Genomic DNA, 19,998 nt, shown 5'->3' on the forward strand with positions numbered 1-19,998 from the left:
CAGGGCCAGGCATGCCTGGCCCCTACAGGATTGCCTCCATGTCCCGTATTCTTCCTCTCGATTTTATTCGTGGACTGGCCATTCTTGGCATTCTTCTGCTGAATATCACCGCCTTTGGTTTGCCGAAGGCGGCTTATCTGAATCCAGCCTGGCAAGGATTGCCATCGACCCGCGATTTTCTGGTATGGGCGGCGATGGATCTGTTTGCCCAGGCAAAATTCCTCACGCTATTTGCCATCCTGTTCGGTGCCGGGCTACAACTGCTGTTGCCGCGCGGTAAGCGCTGGATACAGTCACGCCTCTCCTGGCTGGTGATCTTCGGTTTCCTGCACGCCTTACTGCTATGGGAGGGCGATATCCTGCTGGCTTACGGGCTGACCGGGCTGGTGACCTGGCGCATGATCCGCGATGTCCCCGGTACAAAGCAGCTGTTCAATACCGGGTTAATGCTTTATCTGATTGGCAGTGCGGTGCTGGTGGTGCTCGGCATGGCATCCGGGCCAAATCCGAACAGTTCATGGCTGGCAGGCGCGGCCGACGTGCAGTATGAAACCTTCTGGCGCACGCAGGGTGGCTGGGAGGCGATGGTCAATCGCCTGGATATGCTGGGGTCGGCGCTGATGGCGCTGGCGGCGCAGTATGGCTGGCAGCTGGCGGGCCTGATGATGGTGGGTGCCGCATTGATGCGCAGCGGCTGGCTGCGCGGCACCTGGAGCCTGAAACATTATCGCCGTACGGGCGCGATGCTGGTGCTGGCCGGCATGCTGATTGAAGCACTGTCGATTGCGTTACAATGGCACGTCAAATGGGAGTTTCGCTGGGCGGGCTTCTTCCTGCAGGTGCCGCGTGAAATCAGTGCCCCCTTGCAGTCGCTGGGCTACGCCGCGCTGTGCTTTGGCTGGTGGCCGCAGCTCCAACGTTTTCGCCTGACGCTGATGGTGAGTGCGGTGGGCAGAATGGCACTCTCCAATTATCTGTTACAGACGCTGATTTGTACCACGCTGTTTAACCACTTTGCATTGTTCAATCACTTCGATCGCCTGCAATTGCTGCTGATTGTTCCGCTGGTCTGGGTCGTTAACCTGTTGTTTTCCCACTTTTGGCTGCGGATATTCCGTCAGGGCCCCGTCGAGTGGTTATGGCGCCAGCTGACCGGGGTGGGGGTAGAGAAAAAACCGTTGGAAGATGATGTTCATCACAAAGGTTAAAAAATTGTATGTAACCGTTTTCAAGCCTGTGACGGATTTCACGTAGCCCGGGTCTTTCACCTGACAGAATAGACGTCAGAATGCGTCTGGGTCAGGAAGAGCTATGCAAATAACAGGCTTCAGTGGTAATCGCTCATGATTACCATACGTGATGTTGCCCGCGAGGCGGGCGTTTCGGTCGCTACGGTCTCCCGGGTGCTGAATAACAGTGCGGCGGTGACCGGAGACACCCGCGAGGTGGTGCTGAAAACGGTTGCACGCCTCGGTTATCGTCCCAATGCGAACGCCCAGGCGCTGGCCACGCAGGTCAGCGACACCATTGGTGTGGTGGTGATGGACGTGTCCGATCCCTTCTTTGGCGCGCTGGTGAAAGCGGTTGATACCGTGGCCCAGCGTCTGCACAAACATGTATTAATCAACAACTCCTATCATCAGGCGGATAAAGAGCGTCACGCGATTGAAGTATTGATTCGCCAGCGCTGTAACGCCTTGATCGTCCATGCGAAAGCCTTACCAGACGCCGAGCTTGCCTCTCTGATGCAGCAGGTGCCGGGTATGGTACTGGTTAACCGTATTGTGCCTGGTTTTGCCCATCGCTGTGTTTGCCTCGACAACGTCAGCGGGGCGCTGATGGCGATGCGTATGTTGCAACAGCACGGTCACCAGCGCATTGGCTACTTAGGTTCCGTACATCCGATTGAAGACAACGATCAGCGCCGTGAGGGCTGGTCTCAGGCGCTGAGCGAGCAGGGCGTGACGCCCGTTGAAAGCTGGTGTGCCAGCGGTGAGCCTGATTTACAGGGCGGTGAGGCGGCGATGGTGGAGCTGCTGGGGCGTAACCTGCAGCTGACGGCAGTGTTTGCCTACAACGACAGTATGGCTGCCGGGGCGCTGGCCGCCCTGAAAGATAATGGTATTGCGGTGCCGCAGCAGCTTTCTGTCGTCGGGTTCGATGATATTCCCATCTCGCGTTACACCGATCCGCAGCTCAGTACCGTGCGCTACCCGATTGTTTCTATGGCAAAACTGGCCACTGAGCTGGCGCTCAAAGGCGCCGCCGGGGAGCTGGACAGCAGCGCCCAGCACTGCTTTATGCCGACCCTGGTGCGACGCCATTCAGTGGCAACACGACAAAATGTGGCGGCCGTCACTAACTCAGGCGAATCTACGATGTAACCGTTTCCAATCTGTGAGTAAATTCACAGTTAATTAACAAGGCCTTCTCTATGATGGCAGCGTCCTGCAGGGTTTGAAACATTATGTAACGGCAGAACGTCCCATTGTGACGCTCATTTGCCCTCCCTGCGAAACAGTTTCACACACAGCATTCAGGAAGCATTCCGTACAGGGAAGTCGGGTTTGATGTTAGCAATATGTCGGTGCCGCAGATCGTAGATGTAACATTTCGCGCCGCCGCCAACAAACTGATCGCCCCGTGCCTCATCATTGACTGGCACGTGGCGTTGAGTACTACCCTACAAAAACCGGAGATACCATGAATAAGAAGGTTTTCACTCTCAGCGCCCTGGTGGCCACCATGCTGTTTGGCGCAACTGCTCAGGCAGCAGATACCCGTATTGGCGTCACCATTTATAAATACGACGACAACTTTATGTCCGTCGTGCGCAAGGATATTGAGAAAGAAGCCAAGCTCAACCCGGGCGTGCAGCTGCTGATGAATGACTCGCAGAACAGCCAGTCTACTCAGAACGATCAGGTTGACGTACTGGTTGCTAAGGGCGTAAAAGCGCTGGCCATTAACCTGGTTGACCCGGCTGCTGCTGCCGTTGTGATCAGCAAAGCAAAAGCTAACGATATCCCGGTTGTGTTCTTCAATAAAGAACCGACTGCGAAAGCACTGGCCAGCTATGACAAAGCTTACTACGTTGGTACTGACTCTAAAGAGTCTGGCGTGAAGCAGGGCGAGCTGATCGAGAAACACTGGAAAGCGAATGCCAACTGGGATCTGAACAAAGATGGTCAGATTCAGTTCGTGCTGTTAAAAGGCGAGCCAGGTCACCCGGATGCGGAAGCCCGTACCAAATACGTGATCGATACGCTGAACAAAGATGGCGTGAAAACGCAGCAGCTGCATCTGGACACCGCGATGTGGGATACCGCACAGGCGAAAGATAAGATGGATGCGTGGTTGTCTGGCCCGAACGGCAACAAAATTGAAGTGGTTATCGCCAATAACGATGCGATGGCAATGGGTGCAGTAGAAGCACTGAAAGCACACAACAAGTCCTCTGTACCGGTCTTTGGTGTGGATGCGCTGCCAGAAGCTCTGGCGATGGTGAAATCTGGCGCAATGGCCGGCACCGTGCTGAATGATGCGAAAAACCAGGCGAAAGCGACCATTGATATGGCGATTAACCTGGCGGCGGGTAAACCTGCCACCGAAGGTACTGATTACAAACTGGATGGCAAAGTGGTTCGTGTTGCCTATGTCCCGGTCGACAAAGACAACCTGGCCGACCTGCCTAAATAAGTACAATCTGATACGGATGCTGGTTCCAGCATCCGTTTTTCAGGCGTTGAATAAAAAACCTTCAGCCGGGTAGAAATATGGGCAGCGATAACGTGCAAACACAGCGCGAGTTTTTACTGGAGATGACTGACGTCAGTAAGTCATTCCCCGGTGTTAAAGCGCTCGATAATGTTAATTTAAAAGTCCGTCCACATTCGATTCACGCCTTGATGGGGGAGAATGGTGCCGGTAAGTCAACACTCTTAAAATGCCTTTTTGGTATTTACAGTAAAGATACGGGGAGCATTCTTTTTCAGGGCGAGGAAATTAATTACAAAAGCTCCAAAGAGGCGCTGGAAAATGGCGTGTCGATGGTGCATCAGGAATTAAACCTGGTTCTGCAACGTACGGTTATGGATAACATGTGGCTGGGTCGTTATCCAAAAAAAGGCTTTTTCGTCGATCAGGATAAAATGTATCGCGATACCAAAGCGATTTTCGACGAGCTGGATATTGATATTGACCCGCGTGACAAAGTGGTTTCACTGTCTGTTTCTCAAATGCAGATGATTGAGATTGCGAAAGCATTTTCCTATAACGCAAAAATCGTCATTATGGATGAGCCCACCTCATCGTTGACGGAAAAAGAAGTTAATCACCTGTTTACGATTATTCGTAAGCTGAAAGATCGTGGCTGCGGCATTATCTATATCTCTCACAAGATGGAAGAGATCTTCCAGCTGTGTGATGAAATTACCATCCTGCGCGACGGACAGTGGATTGCCACTCAGCCGCTGGAAGGGCTGGATATGGATAAGATTATTGCCATGATGGTTGGGCGGTCGCTGAATCAGCGCTTCCCGGATAAGACCAACGTGCCGGGTGAAACCATCCTGGAAGTGCGTAATCTGACCTCACTGCGTCAGCCGTCGATTCGCGACATCTCCTTTGATTTGCGTAAAGGGGAGATCCTCGGGATTGCCGGTCTGGTCGGCGCGAAACGTACTGACATTGTTGAAACACTGTTTGGTATTCGCGAAAAATCAGGCGGTACGATTAAGCTGCATGGTAAGGCCATTAATAACAACAGCGCCAATGAAGCCATTAATCATGGTTTTGCTTTGGTGACTGAAGAACGTCGTTCTACCGGGATTTACGCTTACCTTGATATTGGTTTTAATTCACTGATTTCAAATATCGGTAAATATAAAAACAGTATTGGTTTGCTGGATAACACCCGAATGAAGAGTGATACCCAATGGGTGATTGACTCTATGCGGGTGAAAACGCCCGGGCATCATACCTCGATTGGTTCATTGTCCGGTGGTAACCAGCAGAAGGTGATTATTGGTCGTTGGTTATTAACGCAACCAGAAATACTGATGCTCGATGAACCCACACGTGGTATTGACGTTGGGGCGAAATTCGAAATCTATCAGCTGATTTCTGAACTGGCGAAAAAAGGAAAGGGGATTATTATCATCTCTTCCGAAATGCCAGAGTTGTTGGGCGTTACCGATCGTATTCTGGTAATGAGTAATGGCCTGGCCGCAGGCATTGTCGAAACGAAGACTACCACGCAAAACGAAATATTGCGTTTGGCATCGTTGCACCTTTAATGATGTAAGGGCTGTTACTATGAAAGCAGTGAATAAGAAAAGTTTGCTCACCTGGCTGAAAGAAGGTGGGATTTATGTGGTGCTGCTGGTATTACTGGCCATCATTATTATCCAGGATCCAACGTTCTTAAGTTTAATGAACCTGAGTAATATCCTGACCCAGTCTTCGGTGCGTGTGATTATCGCGCTGGGTGTGGCGGGTCTGATTGTTACCCAGGGGACCGACCTGTCAGCAGGACGTCAGGTGGGTCTGGCTGCGGTTGTGGCCGCAACGCTGTTACAGGCAATGGATAACGCCAATAAGGTGTTCCCGCATCTGGAAACCCTGCCGATTGCTGTTGTTATCGGGATTGTCTGTGCGATTGGCGCCGTAATTGGTCTGATTAATGGTCTGATCATTGCTTACCTGAAGGTGACGCCATTTATCACCACGCTGGGCACCATGATTATTGTTTACGGTGTTAACTCACTGTATTACGACTTCGTTGGGGCATCTCCGGTCGCGGGCTTTGACGAGAAATTCTCTACCTTTGCTCAGGGATTCCTGCGTTTCGGTGATTTCAAACTGTCATACATTACCTTCTACGCGATTATCGCCATCTTTGTGGTGTGGATCCTGTGGAACAAAACCCGCTTCGGTAAAAACATTTTCGCCATCGGTGGTAACCCGGAAGCGGCACGCGTCTCTGGTGTTAACGTTCCCTTCAACCTGATTCTGGTCTATGCACTGTCCGGTGTGTTCTATGCCTTTGGCGGGATGCTGGAAGCGGGGCGTATCGGTTCTGCTACTAACAACCTCGGCTTTATGTATGAGCTGGATGCGATCGCTGCCTGTGTGGTCGGTGGGGTGTCATTTGCAGGGGGCGTGGGTACGGTTGCGGGTGTTGTGACCGGGGTGATTATCTTTACGGTGATCAACTACGGTCTGACCTATATCGGGGTTAACCCTTACTGGCAGTACATCATCAAGGGCGGCATTATTATCTTCGCCGTTGCGCTGGACTCCCTGAAGTACGCACGTAAGAAATAGCGGCGAGGCGAGCTCGACGGGTTTCGGGACGGGCATGCCCGTCCCCTACGATAAGCGCTCACTCGACGATACGTAGAGGCGAGGCACGCCTCGCCTGAAGGGCTGACCTTTTCTGGTCAGCCCTTTTGTTATTTCTTCTTCTGTATCTCCAGTAACTGCTCCGGGGTCACCGCTGGATAACTCTGGGCGTCTTCCGGTACTTCATGCCGCGCCGGGATGGGCACCAGCGGCCCGAGGAAGCGCGGCTCACGCTTCATCAGATACAGATCGGCCAGCGCACCCAAACGTGCACCGACTTCACGCGTTCTCACGCTCCACATATTTTTGGGCGAGGGAACGGCATAACACTGGGCCTGAATCCCCATATGCAGGGCGATAAACAGCGCACGCTCACAGTGGAAACGCTGAGTGATAATAATAAAATCGTTGGTATCGAACACTTTCCGGGTGCGCACAATCGAATCGAGGGTGCGGAAACCAGCATAATCCAGCACGATATCGGAGGGTGCCACGCCTGCGGCAATCAGGTCGCGGCGCATGGTCATCGGTTCGTTATAGCTTTGCTGCGCATTGTCGCCACTCAGCAGCAGATAACTGACTTTGCCACTGTTATACGCGTTAATCGCTCCCTGCATGCGGTACAGATAATACTGGTTGATAACCCCGGTCCGGTAATATTTGGCGGTACCCAGAACCACGCCAACCTGACGGTGCGGCAGTGCTTTCAGATCGTCATAGACGTAAGGTGCGGTTTTCCAGCTCATCCAGCGATCGAGGCCAAGCGCGGTCAGTACCACCAGGGCAATGATGATAATCAGACCATAAATCAGGCGTTTCAACATGCGGAATGGCGCTCAGGTTGGCGGTGGAATGTGGATTCAAGGCTACTTGAGGCGGAGAGGTGAAGCAAGTCACACCGTGTCGGATGGGGCTTTTTCGCGCAATAACCCCTCCCAGGCGGAGAGTAAGACCCGCCCGGAAGGGAAATCGCGCTATCAGATTGAGGTGCGGCGATAATTACGGTACTGCGGAAGCCAGAAGTTGGCCGCGATAGCCTTCGACAGCACATCTTCGGAGGTCACCACTGCCACGCCTGATAGCTGTGCGGCTTTTCCCACTGCCATGGCGATCAGTTTTGACACGCCCTGAATATCTTTCACTTCAGGCAGGACCGGGCCAGAACCCTCGTTGGCCAGCGGAGAACACTCTGCCAGCGCCCGGCTTGCCGCCATCAGCATGCCGTCCGTGACGCGCGTTGCACCCGACGCAATCACGCCAAGGCCAATCCCCGGGAAGATATACGAGTTATTACACTGGGCAATTGGGTAGATCTTATCCTTCCAGGTGACCGGGGAGAACGGACTGCCCGTCGCCACTAAAGCATTACCGTCGGTCCACGCCATAATATCCTGCGGTGTTGCTTCTACACGAGAGGTCGGGTTAGACAGCGGCATGATGATGGGACGCGCGCAGTGTTTGTGCATTTCGCGCACAATCTCTTCGCTGAACAGGCCTGGCTGGCCGGACACGCCGATCATAATGTTTGGCTGCGCGTTACGCACCACATCGAGCAGTGACAGCGAGTCGCTGCTGCTGTCCCAGGCGGTCAGGTTTTCGCTTTTCTGCACCAGTTTGCTTTGGAAGTTAAGCAGGTTGGGCAGCTTATCGGTCAGCAGGCCGAAACGATCGACCATAAAGACGCGGCCACGGGCCTCTTCATCGCTGAGGCCTTCAGATTTCATCTGCGCGATGATCTGCTCGGCAATACCACAACCGGCTGAGCCCGCCCCCAGGAACACCACTTTCTGTTCACATAGCTTGCTGCCTGCTGCACGGCTGGCGGCAATCAGCGTACCCAGCGTCACTGCCGCGGTGCCCTGAATATCATCATTGAAGCAGCAGACTTCATCACGATAGCGCTCAAGCAGCGGCATCGCATTTTTCTGTGCGAAATCTTCGAACTGCAACAGCACGTTAGGCCAGCGGCTTTTCACGGCATGAATAAAGTCATTCACGAAGCTTTCGTACTCTTCACCCGTAATACGCGGATGACGCCAGCCCATATACAGCGGGTCATTCAGCAACTGCTGGTTGTTGGTCCCCACATCCAGCACCACCGGGAGGGTATAGGCCGGGCTGATCCCGCCACAGGCGGTGTAGAGGGAGAGTTTACCGATAGGAATACCCATCCCGCCAATGCCCTGGTCACCCAGGCCGAGGATACGCTCACCGTCGGTGACCACAATCACCTTCACATTCTGCTTGGTGGCGTTTTGCAGCATATCTTCAATGTTGGCACGGTTCGGGTAAGAGATGAACAAACCGCGTGCACGACGATAAATCTCAGAGAAGTGCTCGCAGGCAGCGCCCACCGTTGGGGTGTAAATGATCGGCATCATCTCTTCCAGATGATTATCGAGCAGGCGGTAGAACAACGTTTCGTTGGTGTCCTGGATATTGCGCAGATAGACGTGTTTATCGTTATTGTTCTTAAAGTCCTGGAACTGACGCCATGCGCGCTCTGCCTGCTCCTCAATGCTTTCCACTGTTTCTGGCAGCAGGCCATTCAGGTTGAAGTCATTACGCTCTTCAATTGAGAACGCACTGCCTTTGTTCAGAAGGGGGAATTCCAGCAAGATAGGGCCAGCATAAGGGATGTATAGCGGTCGTTTACTTTCGTATTCGAGTTCCATGCAATTCATACTCTATTAGGATCGGGATGTTGTGGCGCCAATCCTAAAATAATTCATCTGAAAGTACAGCTTTTGTTAACATGCAATAACAAAAGCTGCGATCTTTCTCGAATTATAAAGACTCTTTTACGATTTTTTCAGCACAACCGTAGTCAAACGCGTGCAACCCAGCGCGGCCAGCGTGGCTGCTGTGGCGCTCTGTTGGCTTAATGCGGCATCCGGGGCTTCGGCCAGAACGGCCTGGTGAATATCGCTCAGGCTATGTCCGCTAAGGCTGAGTAAATTCAGTGCGCCCTGCAACGGAGGCAGGCTGGGATTAAACGCCGCGTTTTCTGCATAACGCCCGGCAAAGATCGCGCCGCTGACGGTTTGTAAGGCGACACCGCTCCAGGCTTTGCTGTAAGGCGCATGACTGTGGCTGGCGGCGTTAATGGCGGCTTGCGTCAGTGCATCGCCCGCCGCGATAAAGCCGTGGTCAATATCGTCCATCAGCAGGGTGGTGATGGCCAGGTCGTGCGGGCCAAAGGAATCCGGCAGATAGTCCCCCAGCGTGGCCGCAGCACGGCCAGGCAGTTCAATCGTCAGCCCGCTGCCGCTGTTCAGCTCATTCATAAACTGTCGGCAGTGGCCGCATGGCGTGTAGTTGACGGTGATGCACGCCAGTGCACTTTCTCCCCGCAGCCAGGCATGCGTCACCGCACTCTGCTCGGCATGAACGGTCTGCTGCATCGTGGTACCGGCAAACTCCATATTGGCACCAAAGAACAGCGTGCCGCTTTTACCACGTGCAATGGCACCCACTTTAAAATCAGACAAGGTGGCTACCGCGCAGGCGGCCGCCAGCGGCAGCAGGGCAAAGGCCAGTTCACTGTCGTTAAATCCGCAGTGCTTCTTCAGTTCACCCGCCTGGCTGGCCGTGATAAATCCGGCGAAGTCATCCGCGGCCAGGATCGGCTGAAGTGCGCTTTGTAACAGGGTAGGAAGCGTGGCAAATGCCTGCTGGTAACGTGGGTGCATAGTGGGGCCTCTTTCGCTGAATGCAGCCCATGTTAGCGGGCCGGCAGCCAGTTATATGTGATCTAAGTCTCTCTATCAATGTAATAAATGAAATTGATCAACAAAATGCGAGACTTATCGCAAGTTTTAACCCCACAGCATCATTAATAGCGGAAAAATAAACGGTGCCAGAAGCGAAGTGATAATGCCGCATAGCACCAGTGCCAGTGAGCTGAACGCCCCCTCCTGGTAATCGATCTCGGCAGCCCGTGCTGTCCCCAGTGCGTGCGAAGCATTTCCGATAGCCAGACCGCGTGAGGATTTACTGCGCACCTGCAGCAGGTTGAGCAGCATATGGCCGAAGACAGCCCCCAGCACGCCCGCCAGCAGCACGCAGATAGCACTAATAGCCGGGATGCCACCCAGCGTGCCGGAGATGGCCATCGCAATCGGCGTGGTGACCGATTTGGGTAACAGCGTGGCGGCAATCTGTGGCGTCGCGCCTAACCACAGCGCAATCGCCGTACCGGACACCATTGCGGTGATGCTTCCGACAAAGCAGACGCTGATAATCGACTTCCAGCGCGAACGGATTTGATGCATCTGCTCATACAGCGGCAGCGCCAGCGCCACCACGGCCGGTTGCAGCAGTTCATTGAGTAGGGCGCTGCCCTGGAAATAGCGCGTGTAGGGCAGTTGCAGCAGCAGCAGCAGCGGAATAATCACCGCCATCGCAATCAGCAGCGGGTTAACGATCGACATTTTGACTTTTGCCGCCAGCTTGCGTGCGGCAAGAAAGACCAGCACGGTCAGCGGCAGCGACCACCAGATATCACTCATCGCTTGCTCCCGTGCGTCGCTGATGGCGGTCATTAAGGCGCTGTGACATCAACCCAATGGTGACCAGCACAATCAGCGTACTCACCACGCAGGAGATCACAATCGGGCCGAACTGAGCGGTCAGAATATCCATATCGTTCATGACGCCAACGCTGATGGGGACGAACAACAGGGCCATATAACGGATCAGCAGATGGCAGCCGGGTTTTACCCAGTGGATCGGAAGCAGTTGCGAAGCCAGCAGCGAAAACAGCACCAGCATACCGAGAATACTGCCGGGAATGACAACAGGCAGCAGGGCCGAAAGGCCGCGACCGGCATAGAGGCAGAGGTAGATAATGATGAAAGCGCGAAGATATTGCCATAAAACCAGGAGAGCGCTGCGCATGGTCAGATCCCAGAGTGCATAGGGGCGGGGCATGCCCCGCCTGGGTCAGGCATGCCTGACCCCCTACGAATTTACTTAACTTGTTGGCCTGGCTGAGCGCCGCTATCCGGGCTGAGCAGGAAGATATCTTTCCCGCCAGGACCCGCCGCCATCACCATACCTTCTGAGATGCCGAAACGCATTTTGCGCGGCGCGAGGTTTGCCACCATCACCGTTAGACGGCCAACCAGTACCGCCGGGTCCGGGTAGGCCGCACGGATGCCGGAGAACACGTTGCGCTTCTCTCCACCCACATCCAGTGACAGACGCAGCAGCTTATCGGAGCCTTCAACAAATTCCGCGTTTTCGATCAGCGCAATACGCATATCGACTTTGGCAAAATCATCGAAGCTGATGGTGTCCTGAATCGGATCCTCCGCCAGCGGACCGGTCACAGGTGCCTTCGCTGCGGCGGCATCTTCTTTTGATGCTTCAATCAAACCGTTCACTTTGTCCATCTCAATGCGGCCATAAAGAGCTTTAAATGGCGCAATGCTGTGGCTCAGAAGAGGTTGCTGAATACCATCCCAGCTCAGCTCCTGATTCAGGAACGCTTCGGTGCGGGCGGTCAGCGATGGCAGCACAGGCTTCAGCCAGGTCATCAGCACGCGGAACAGGTTGATACCCATAGAGCAGATAGCCTGCAGGTCGGCATCACGTCCTTCCTGCTTCGCCACCACCCACGGAGCCTGCTCGTCAACATAGCGGTTAGCCACGTCGGCCAGCGCCATAATTTCGCGCACAGCACGGCTGAATTCACGGCTGGCCCAGGCTTCACCAATGCTGGCTGACGCATCCGTGAAGGTTTTGTACAGCGCCGGATCTGCCAGTTCAGCAGAAAGCTGCCCGTCAAAACGTTTGGCGATAAAGCCGGCATTACGTGATGCCAGGTTAACCACCTTGTTGACGATATCGGCATTCACACGCTGCACGAAATCTTCCAGATTGAGGTCGATATCGTCGATGCGTGATGAAAGCTTCGCTGCGTAGTAGTAACGCAGGCTGTCGGCATCCAGATGTTGCAGCCAGGTGCTGGCTTTAATAAATGTGCCGCGTGATTTAGACATTTTCGCGCCGTTAACCGTGACATAGCCATGCACAAACAGGTTGGTCGGTTTACGGAAGTTGCTGCCTTCCAGCATGGCTGGCCAGAACAGGCTGTGGAAGTAGACGATATCTTTACCGATAAAGTGGTAGAGATCGGCATCCGAATCTTTTTGCCAGAACGCATCGAAGTCGATATCACCGCGCTTATCGCACAGGTTTTTGAAGGAACCCATGTAACCGATAGGTGCATCCAGCCAGACGTAGAAGTATTTGCCTGGGGCATCAGGAATTTCGAAGCCGAAGTACGGCGCATCGCGGGAGATATCCCACTGCTGCAAGCCGGAGTCGAACCACTCCTGCATTTTGTTCGCCACCTGCTCCTGCAACGCACCGGAACGGGTCCAGGCCTGTAACATGGCGCTGAATTCCGGCAGATCGAAGAAGAAATGCTCAGAATCACGCATCTCAGGCGTTGCGCCGGAGACGACAGATTTTGGATCAATCAGCTCAGTCGGGCTATAGGTGGCGGAACAGACTTCGCAGTTGTCGCCATACTGATCCGGTGCCTTACATTTCGGGCAGGTGCCTTTCACAAAACGATCGGGCAGGAACATACCTTTTTCCGGATCGTAAAGCTGAGAAATGGTGCGGTTCTTAATAAAACCGTTCTCTTTCAGTCGGGTATAGATCAGTGCAGACAGCTCACGGTTCTCTTCGCTGTGCGTAGAGTGGTAGTTGTCGTAGCTGATATCAAAACCGGCAAAGTCGGTCTGATGTTCCTGACTCATCTCGGCAATCATCTGCTCCGGCGCGATGCCCATCTGCTGAGCTTTCAGCATAATTGGCGTGCCATGTGCGTCATCGGCACAGATGAAGTAAACCTGATTGCCGCGCATTCGCTGGTAACGGACCCAAATATCTGCCTGGATATGCTCGAGCATGTGGCCGAGATGAATGGAACCATTTGCGTACGGCAGTGCGCACGTTACCAAAATTTTTTTCGCGACTTGAGTCATATTAAGACTTAGCTCATACCTGTTGAAAAAGGGGTTTAGATGGTAACCGATTGCCTGACCCTGCGTAAACAAGGGGTTCAACTCCCTGCGGTTTTTTCCGGCTGGTTACGTCAGTTCGGGCCAGATCTGATATGCTTAATGACATAAATGCAGGCAGAACAACCAGCAATATCAAGGAACACAGATGACTTCACAATCCCAGGGGCATCATTCCCCCGAAGCGCTACGCGCGATAGTGATGGGCGTGCTGACCACGTTTGAACACCCCACGTTGCACCATAATCTCACCGTACTGAAGGCGCTGCGCCACTGTGCGCTGCTCGATAACACTCTGCATATTGAATTGAATATGCCGTTTGTCTGGCAGGGGCCGTTTGAAAGCCTGAAAGCGACGGTCAGTGCTGACCTGCTGCGTCTGACTGGCGCGGTAGCGATTTCATGGCGCTTAACGCTGAATGTGGCGACGTTACAACGGGTCAAAAATCGCCCTGGCGTCAACGGCGTAAAAAACATTATTGCCATCAGCTCTGGTAAAGGGGGCGTCGGCAAATCGACCACGGCGGTCAACCTCGCGCTGGCGCTGGCCGCAGAGGGAGCGAAAGTCGGACTGCTGGATGCCGATATTTACGGACCGTCGATCCCGGATATGCTCGGTGTTGAAGATCAGCGGCCAACCTCACCGGACGGCACACATATGGCACCGATTATGGCCCATGGCCTGGCCACCAACTCAATTGGTTATCTGGTGACCGAGGATAACGCCATGGTATGGCGTGGTCCGATGGCCAGCAAAGCGCTGATGCAGTTGCTTAACGAAACGTTATGGCCGGAACTGGACTACCTGGTGCTGGATATGCCGCCTGGCACAGGGGACATTCAGTTAACCCTCGCACAGAACGTGCCGGTGACCGGTGCCGTGGTCGTGACCACGCCGCAGGATATTGCGCTGATCGATGCGCGCAAAGGCATTGTGATGTTTGAAAAAGTGAATGTCCCGGTGCTGGGCGTAGTGGAAAACATGAGTATGCATATTTGCAGCCAGTGTGGTCATCATGAAGCGATCTTTGGTACGGGGGGGGCCGAAAAGCTGGCGGAACAGTATCACACTCGTCTGCTGAGCCAGCTTCCGCTGCATATCAGCTTGCGCGAAGACCTGGATAATGGCGAGCCCACCGTTGTGCGTCGTCCCGACAGCGATTTCACCGCACTGTACCGTCAGCTGGCGACACAGGTGGCCGCGCAACTTTACTGGCAGGGTGAGGTTATCCCGGAAGATATCGCGTTCCGCGCGGTGTAGTGAGACGGGCCGGCCTTTTTCCGGTCGGCCCGTGATGAATCCGTTACACCAGTCTGACGTGCCGCTGCTGAAATCCATCCACCATTGAATAATCGAAATCAATTTTCCCACCGTCGAAAAGCTGAGTAATCAACGTGAAATCATTGTCCGGTGTGACATTGCAACGATGGTTAAGCAGGGTGTCCTGAATAGTAAACGAACGGTCACCGCGCGCGATACGCTTCAGATATTGCAGCATGTCGTATGCACGTACACTTACGCCTGCCTGTTCATGAGGGGGTCTGCTTGTCATCTGCTACGGCCATTTTCAGTGCTAAAACGTCATTATAATCCGTTGTGTTTAATCGACGGCAAGCCGATTTTGTATTTTAGTGAAATCAGACGGAGCAACGTACAGCTAATAATCGCGAACCAGGCGCTGTAGATCTGCGGGATCAGCCCGGCTGAGCCGGTCAGCTCAATCGCGGCGCCAATGAGCGCCGCGCTGGCATAAATATCCTGGCTGAAAATCGCCGGAGTTTTTCCAGTTAACACGTCGCGCAGGCAGCCGCCACCGACGGCGCTGATGCAGCCCAGTATCAGGGAAAGCTCAATATTGTGGCTGTGCTCCCAGGTTTTATTGGCACCGAAGGCAGCAAAGAAACCCAAACCCAGCGCATCAAAGAACAGGGTGGCTTTTTCAAAAGAGAGGATGAGTTTTTGAAAAAAGGCAACGCAGATGACGGCTGTCATGATTACCACCAGATAGGCTGAACTGACCAGCCCGGCGGGGGGAAGGCTGGCAATACAGATATCTCTGATCACGCCACCGCCAATCGCGGTGGTCGCCGTCAGTACAAACACCCCGAAGAGATCAAAATCCTCGCGTACTCCGGCGGTCGCGCCACTTAACGCAAAGGCCAGCGTGCCAGCTAAATCAAGCAGATGAAAAACATTCAACATGTCACACATCCCTGATGAGCGTGAAAAATGATTTTCCAACGCCTGTAAAGAGAGTGACAGATAACCCTGCCTCTGCGCTGTCGTCGTGAGCAGAGGGTGCGGTAGGGGGGGTTACAGCACGTAGTGCATCAGCAGGTACTCGCCCTGATCGCTTTCCCCTTCGGCCACCACCCGCCAGCCGTGCTTTTTATAAAACAGCTGAGCCTGCAGGTTTTCCGCCAGACATTTGAGCGCGCCAGTGGAGGTAAAGCTTTTTTGCACGGCCTGCAATAATGCACTGCCCGCGCCGCTGCCCTGCCAGGCCGGGTCGATAAACAGGCTGTGCAGAAAATTATCGTTATCCAGTACGGCGGCAAATCCGATGCGGTGGCCGTCTTCTTCGGCCACCAGCACCCGCTCGCCCCGCGTCACCCGATCGAAATCCTCTAACTGCCATTGACTGTCATCCAGCCAGGTCCAGTTGGTTTTACGCGAGGCAAGAAACAGTGTGCGTAGGAATGGCCGATCCGCTTCGGTGAAAGGACGGATATTCATGGAAAAACTCCTGCAACATAAACGCCGGGTGGCAACGGCGCAGAGTGTAGCGTAAAAGCGCGTCGGTAGCAGCGAAAGGCATCAGGCAGGAGGAACGCATGAGAGAAGGGCGCAAAAAAAAGAGATGATGGGCTCATCTCTTTGCAGGGGACAGTGCGTTTTTTACTTCAATTTTGCCGCGATCGCCGCCACGTGTTGCCCCTGGTGTTTTGCTATAGCCAGTTCACGTTCGCTGGGTTGTCGCGACCCATCGCCACCCGCCAGTGTGGACGCGCCATAGGGTGTGCCGCCACGCACTTCTGAAATATCAAATAGTTCGGGGGTGCTGTATCCGATGGGGACAATAATCATCCCGTGATGCGCGAGGGTGGTCCAGGTCGAGGTAATGGTCATTTCCTGCCCACCGCCGGTGCCGGTAGAGGTAAACACACTGGCCACTTTGCCTACCAGAGCCCCCTTGGCCCACAGGCCGCCGGTCTGATCGAGGAAATTACGCATCTGCGCTGACATGTTGCCAAAGCGGGTGGGCGTGCCAAAAATAATCGCATCATAGTCAGCCAGTTCTGTCGGGCTGGCAATCTCGGCGGTCTGATCGGCTTTACCGCCGTACGCTTTGAACGCCTCGCTATCCATGGTCTCCGGCACGCGTTTGACGGTGACCTCGGTGCCCGGCACGCTGGCTGCCCCTTGCGCAACGTGCTGCGCCATGGTTTCAATATGCCCATACATTGAATGGTAAAGAACTAAAATCTTTGACATTTTACTTTCCTTATTGGGATGGATGGCATTTTCTTTTGGTGCTAATAAACGTGAAATAAAACGACGTAATACAGACACTGATATCACCCCTGGTGAAGGCGTTGATAAGCCACATTATTTAAAAATAGGCATGGAGGTGGGCTGAGGTTGGCCCTCCATTTCCTCACGCAGGCGACGACCGATGTCGTTAATTCTAGCTTCGCCTGCGCGTAATGCCGCATCACTGGTGTGCACAGAATAATTCCCCAGTGAGAGGGACCACGGATGAGCAACAGCGGAACCGATCACGAAGCGCGTTTCGGCGTCTCCGGCGTGAAGGGTGACGGGTTGAGAACCGGCTGCGAAGATGACCATTTCACCTGTAGCGATCTTTTCAGGTGAAACCAGCGTGCCGCGACTGATACTGAGCCACAGGCTGGAGTGATTTTCCGGCGGAATATACTGCCAGGATGAGTGTGCGGGCAGGGTCACCAGCAGATAATTGATGCCCTCATGCGAGCGAACCGGGCTTTTTACGCCCTGATATTCACCCAGAATGACGTATGCCGGGCCGGTTTGCGGCATCGACTGCGCTTCAAGATACTGACTGTCAACGGGGCCATTTTCCAGTTCAGGTGGCAACGCCAGCCAGAGCTGAAATCCCTCAACATACTCAGAATCACCTGCCGACATTTCTTTGCCGTGCCAGACGCCGCCGCCTGCGCGCATCCATTCCACTCCCCCATAGCCAATCATGCCTTTACCCGAATCCGGATCGTCAAAGCGCAGATTGCCTTCCGTGATTACGGTGACAGTGGCAATACCAGAGTGCGGATGAAGCGGCATACGATCAATCATCGTGCGATCGCCGGTGAAGCGATCGAGGAAAACGAAAGGTCTGACGATCGTGCCATAGTCTGACGGGCTCATCAGACGGATAATGGGCCCCGTTCCTCTGCCGCGTGTCCGGTGTTCGATGTGGCGGGAAACGGGGTGTTCCTCGGGCGCTAACGGTGACATTTGACTTCCTCTGGTAAGCGGTGAACGCAAGGTTATTCCGCTGGAGTACATGATAGTGTTGTATCTTAACCATTCGAACACTGCTTGATTAGAGGGCGTAATATCATTGGACTCATCCATTTTTGGACGTAATAAGATGCTCGATCTGAACGACGTCGCGATCTTTATCCATATCGTTGAAACGGGAAGTTTCGCCGCTGCTGCGCGACGGCTGGGAGTGCCACCGAATACACTGAGTCGACGGATTAAGCTGCTGGAAGCGAGTCTGGCGGCGCGGTTATTTCATCGTTCCACCCGCAAACTGACCCTGACCGGTGCCGGTGAGCAGCTGTATGACCACAGTGCACAAAAAATCAGTGAGTTAAACGCCATCAGTACGCAGCTGGTCAGTGAGAATCAGGTGCCGATGGGACGGATAAAAGTCGCCGCGCCTGCTGACTTCTTCGATCTGTTTTTAATGGAGTGGGTGGCCGATTTTCTGGCGTTATATCCGCAGCTGCAGCTGGATTTTATTCTCAGTGATACACATGCGGATATGATCGGCGAGGGCATTGATGTCGCGTTTCGTGGTGGACGCTTAAAGGATTCCAGTCTGGTTGCCCGAAAAATCAGTACTGGCCGCCGTCTGATGGCCGCCAGCCAGCATTATCTGGATACCTTTGGTGTGCCTGACAGCATCGACGCGCTGCAGCATCATGCCTGCATCGGCCAGTCTGCATCCTCTTCACCGGCTATCTGGCATCTGGTGGGGCCGCAAGGTGCGGTGCAGGTTGAGGTGACTGGCCGTTTCTCGGCCAATACCGCGCAGGCCCAGCTTAAAGCGGCTCTCAGCGGGCTGGGCATCTGTTTTTTACCTGAATCCCTGTTATACGACAGCCTGACCCGCCAACAGCTGGTCGCTGTGTTGCCTGATTATGGCCAGCTGAATAACGATTTGTCGATTGTCTATCCCAGCCGTCATTACATTCCGTTGGCGGTATCGACTTTTGTCGAACACACGGTGGCGCTGCTCAAGAAAACCATCGCTGATAAGCACAGCCGTTCATGATGTGATGCGGCTGCGAAGGCTATTGAACACCGGCGAGGCGCAGCAGGGCGGTGACTGCCGCTGCCGCCAGGATCACCCCAATCAGCGGCACTTTGCGCCAGGCCAGCAGCACGGCCACCGCCACCCCGGCGACACGTGCCGTCCCGGCAAAGTGGTCACCTGCATAAAATGTGCTGCCCAGCGCCACCGCAAACAGCAGCGTAGTGGCCGCATCAGACAGCAACTTACGCGCGTTTTCAGACAGGGTCATGCGGTTACCCAGCGTGGCACCGGCAAAGCGCATCAGCCAGGTTCCCACGGCCAGAATCACGATCCCGCAGATAATCAGTGCGTTGTCTGCCATTATTTCCTCCTCGCCAGCAGTCCGGCCATTGAGAGCAATACCGGCAGCCCGATAGGCGTAAAGGGCACGGCCAGCAGTGAGATTACCGCCCCGCAGGCGGCGCGGATCAGCGTGGTGCGGGATTTCAGGGCGGGGATCACCAGCGCCAGTAAAATGGCCGGAAACACCGCATCCAGCCCAATCACCTGGGTATCAGGCAGCAGTGTGCCAATCACACTGCCCAGCATGGCCCCCAACGGCCAGACCACGGCGACGCCGAGGCCACACAGCCAGAAGGCGGCTTTACGCTGCGCGTGCGTGGGCTGCGACAGGCCAAACACCACGCTTTCGTCATTCATAATATGGCAACCGAGCACGGCAGAGAGACGCGAACCTACCAGGTCACGTACGGCAATGCCAAAGGGGAAGTGGCGCGCATTGACCAGCAGCCCGGCCAGCGCAGCGGCCAGCGGATTGCCCCCGCCAGCGACGATGGCAATAAACATAAACTCTGAGGCACCGGCCAGCACAAACAGGCTGGAGAACAGCGGAACCCATAGCGGGAATCCATAAGCGGTGGCCAGCGAACCGTAGGAGATGCCCACAACGCCGACCGCCAGGCAGATCAGATAAATCGCTTTACGCGTGTCCGGGCTGAGTGATGAAAAATGCCGACTGAACATAATTTGTTTTCCATAACGAACGAAGTTGTCATTATAATGAACGCAGGTGCTTCTAAGATCAACACGAA

The 19,998-nt window shown here is 54.3% G+C and carries 20 protein-coding genes; 7 read left to right on the plus strand and 13 right to left on the minus strand.

Features of this window, described 5'->3' with window-relative positions:
- The first annotated feature begins 38 nt into the window (after positions 1-38).
- The 5 genes from yeiB to mglC all read left to right on the plus strand — a co-directional run bounded on the left by yeiB (position 39) and on the right by mglC (position 6,327).
- Positions 39-1,208 carry a DUF418 domain-containing protein YeiB gene (gene yeiB, locus HHI26_RS11495; protein ID WP_171149116.1) on the plus strand — a complete coding sequence of 390 codons (1,170 nt, stop codon included), beginning with the start codon at positions 39-41 and terminating at the stop codon, positions 1,206-1,208.
- 135 nt (positions 1,209-1,343) lie between these two features.
- The gene (gene galS, locus HHI26_RS11500) at positions 1,344-2,384 is read left to right on the plus strand and encodes an HTH-type transcriptional regulator GalS (RefSeq protein WP_133841480.1); all 1,041 of its coding nucleotides are present in this window, start codon (positions 1,344-1,346) and stop codon (positions 2,382-2,384) included.
- A gap of 319 nt (positions 2,385-2,703) precedes the next feature.
- Positions 2,704-3,699 carry a galactose/glucose ABC transporter substrate-binding protein MglB gene (gene mglB, locus HHI26_RS11505; protein ID WP_133841481.1) on the plus strand — a complete coding sequence of 332 codons (996 nt, stop codon included), beginning with the start codon at positions 2,704-2,706 and terminating at the stop codon, positions 3,697-3,699.
- Between the two features lie 77 nt (positions 3,700-3,776).
- Positions 3,777-5,297, plus strand: coding sequence for a galactose/methyl galactoside ABC transporter ATP-binding protein MglA (mglA, locus tag HHI26_RS11510; RefSeq protein ID WP_133841482.1), 1,521 nt, complete (start codon positions 3,777-3,779; stop codon positions 5,295-5,297).
- A 19-nt stretch (positions 5,298-5,316) separates the two neighbouring features.
- Positions 5,317-6,327, plus strand: a complete 1,011-nt coding sequence (mglC, locus tag HHI26_RS11515; protein ID WP_133841483.1) for a galactose/methyl galactoside ABC transporter permease MglC — start codon at positions 5,317-5,319, stop codon at positions 6,325-6,327.
- A gap of 128 nt (positions 6,328-6,455) precedes the next feature.
- Here the strand turns inward: mglC and sanA are convergent, their stop codons facing one another.
- From sanA to metG, 6 genes are all read right to left on the minus strand, one after another.
- On the minus strand, positions 6,456-7,169 hold the full coding sequence (sanA, locus tag HHI26_RS11520) for an outer membrane permeability protein SanA (RefSeq protein ID WP_171149117.1): 714 nt from the start codon (positions 7,167-7,169) through the stop codon (positions 6,456-6,458).
- A 153-nt stretch (positions 7,170-7,322) separates the two neighbouring features.
- Positions 7,323-9,020 carry an NAD-dependent malic enzyme gene (locus tag HHI26_RS11525; protein WP_133841485.1) on the minus strand — a complete coding sequence of 566 codons (1,698 nt, stop codon included), beginning with the start codon at positions 9,018-9,020 and terminating at the stop codon, positions 7,323-7,325.
- 126 nt (positions 9,021-9,146) lie between these two features.
- On the minus strand, positions 9,147-10,037 hold the full coding sequence (gene cdd / locus HHI26_RS11530) for a cytidine deaminase (RefSeq protein ID WP_159336314.1): 891 nt from the start codon (positions 10,035-10,037) through the stop codon (positions 9,147-9,149).
- A 126-nt stretch (positions 10,038-10,163) separates the two neighbouring features.
- Complete coding sequence (locus HHI26_RS11535) at positions 10,164-10,856, minus strand: CidB/LrgB family autolysis modulator (RefSeq protein ID WP_171149118.1); 693 nt, start codon at positions 10,854-10,856, stop codon at positions 10,164-10,166.
- Positions 10,849-11,244, minus strand: coding sequence for a CidA/LrgA family protein (locus HHI26_RS11540; RefSeq protein ID WP_133841488.1), 396 nt, complete (start codon positions 11,242-11,244; stop codon positions 10,849-10,851). Before HHI26_RS11540 ends, HHI26_RS11535 begins: the two co-directional genes overlap by 8 nt.
- Before the next feature lie 71 nt (positions 11,245-11,315).
- The gene (gene metG, locus HHI26_RS11545; protein ID WP_272952603.1) at positions 11,316-13,397 is read right to left on the minus strand and encodes a methionine--tRNA ligase; all 2,082 of its coding nucleotides are present in this window, start codon (positions 13,395-13,397) and stop codon (positions 11,316-11,318) included.
- 133 nt (positions 13,398-13,530) lie between these two features.
- On the opposite strand from metG, the gene apbC reads away from it, so the two are divergent.
- Positions 13,531-14,643 (plus strand): iron-sulfur cluster carrier protein ApbC, encoded by a 1,113-nt coding sequence (gene apbC, locus HHI26_RS11550; protein WP_133841490.1) that lies wholly within the window; start codon positions 13,531-13,533, stop codon positions 14,641-14,643.
- Positions 14,644-14,686: 43 nt separating this feature from the next.
- Here the strand turns inward: apbC and HHI26_RS11555 are convergent, their stop codons facing one another.
- The 5 genes from HHI26_RS11555 to HHI26_RS11575 form a co-directional block, all read right to left on the minus strand.
- Positions 14,687-14,935, minus strand: a complete 249-nt coding sequence (locus HHI26_RS11555) for a hypothetical protein (protein WP_133841491.1) — start codon at positions 14,933-14,935, stop codon at positions 14,687-14,689.
- 32 nt (positions 14,936-14,967) lie between these two features.
- Positions 14,968-15,585, minus strand: a complete 618-nt coding sequence (locus HHI26_RS11560) for a trimeric intracellular cation channel family protein (protein ID WP_133841492.1) — start codon at positions 15,583-15,585, stop codon at positions 14,968-14,970.
- Between the two features lie 111 nt (positions 15,586-15,696).
- Positions 15,697-16,119 carry a GNAT family N-acetyltransferase gene (locus HHI26_RS11565; RefSeq protein WP_133841493.1) on the minus strand — a complete coding sequence of 141 codons (423 nt, stop codon included), beginning with the start codon at positions 16,117-16,119 and terminating at the stop codon, positions 15,697-15,699.
- A gap of 162 nt (positions 16,120-16,281) precedes the next feature.
- Complete coding sequence (gene wrbA / locus HHI26_RS11570) at positions 16,282-16,878, minus strand: NAD(P)H:quinone oxidoreductase (RefSeq protein ID WP_167863625.1); 597 nt, start codon at positions 16,876-16,878, stop codon at positions 16,282-16,284.
- 114 nt (positions 16,879-16,992) lie between these two features.
- Positions 16,993-17,877, minus strand: coding sequence for a pirin family protein (locus HHI26_RS11575; protein WP_197931259.1), 885 nt, complete (start codon positions 17,875-17,877; stop codon positions 16,993-16,995).
- Between the two features lie 136 nt (positions 17,878-18,013).
- Here HHI26_RS11575 and HHI26_RS11580 point away from each other — a divergent pair, with 136 nt between their 5' ends.
- Entirely contained in the window at positions 18,014-18,925 is a 912-nt protein-coding gene (locus tag HHI26_RS11580; protein WP_171149119.1) for a LysR family transcriptional regulator, read from the plus strand.
- A gap of 19 nt (positions 18,926-18,944) precedes the next feature.
- Here the strand turns inward: HHI26_RS11580 and HHI26_RS11585 are convergent, their stop codons facing one another.
- Both HHI26_RS11585 and HHI26_RS11590 read right to left on the minus strand, forming a co-directional pair.
- Complete coding sequence (locus HHI26_RS11585) at positions 18,945-19,268, minus strand: AzlD domain-containing protein (RefSeq protein ID WP_133841496.1); 324 nt, start codon at positions 19,266-19,268, stop codon at positions 18,945-18,947.
- A complete protein-coding gene (locus HHI26_RS11590; protein WP_133841497.1) occupies positions 19,268-19,930 on the minus strand; it encodes an AzlC family ABC transporter permease in 663 nt (220 codons plus the stop codon). The genes HHI26_RS11585 and HHI26_RS11590 overlap by 1 nt, the downstream gene beginning before the upstream one ends.
- Positions 19,931-19,998: the final 68 nt, after the last annotated feature.

The sequence above is a fragment of the Erwinia sp. JH02 genome (genome assembly GCF_013074405.1).
Taxonomy (GTDB): Bacteria; Pseudomonadota; Gammaproteobacteria; order Enterobacterales; family Enterobacteriaceae; genus Erwinia; species Erwinia rhapontici.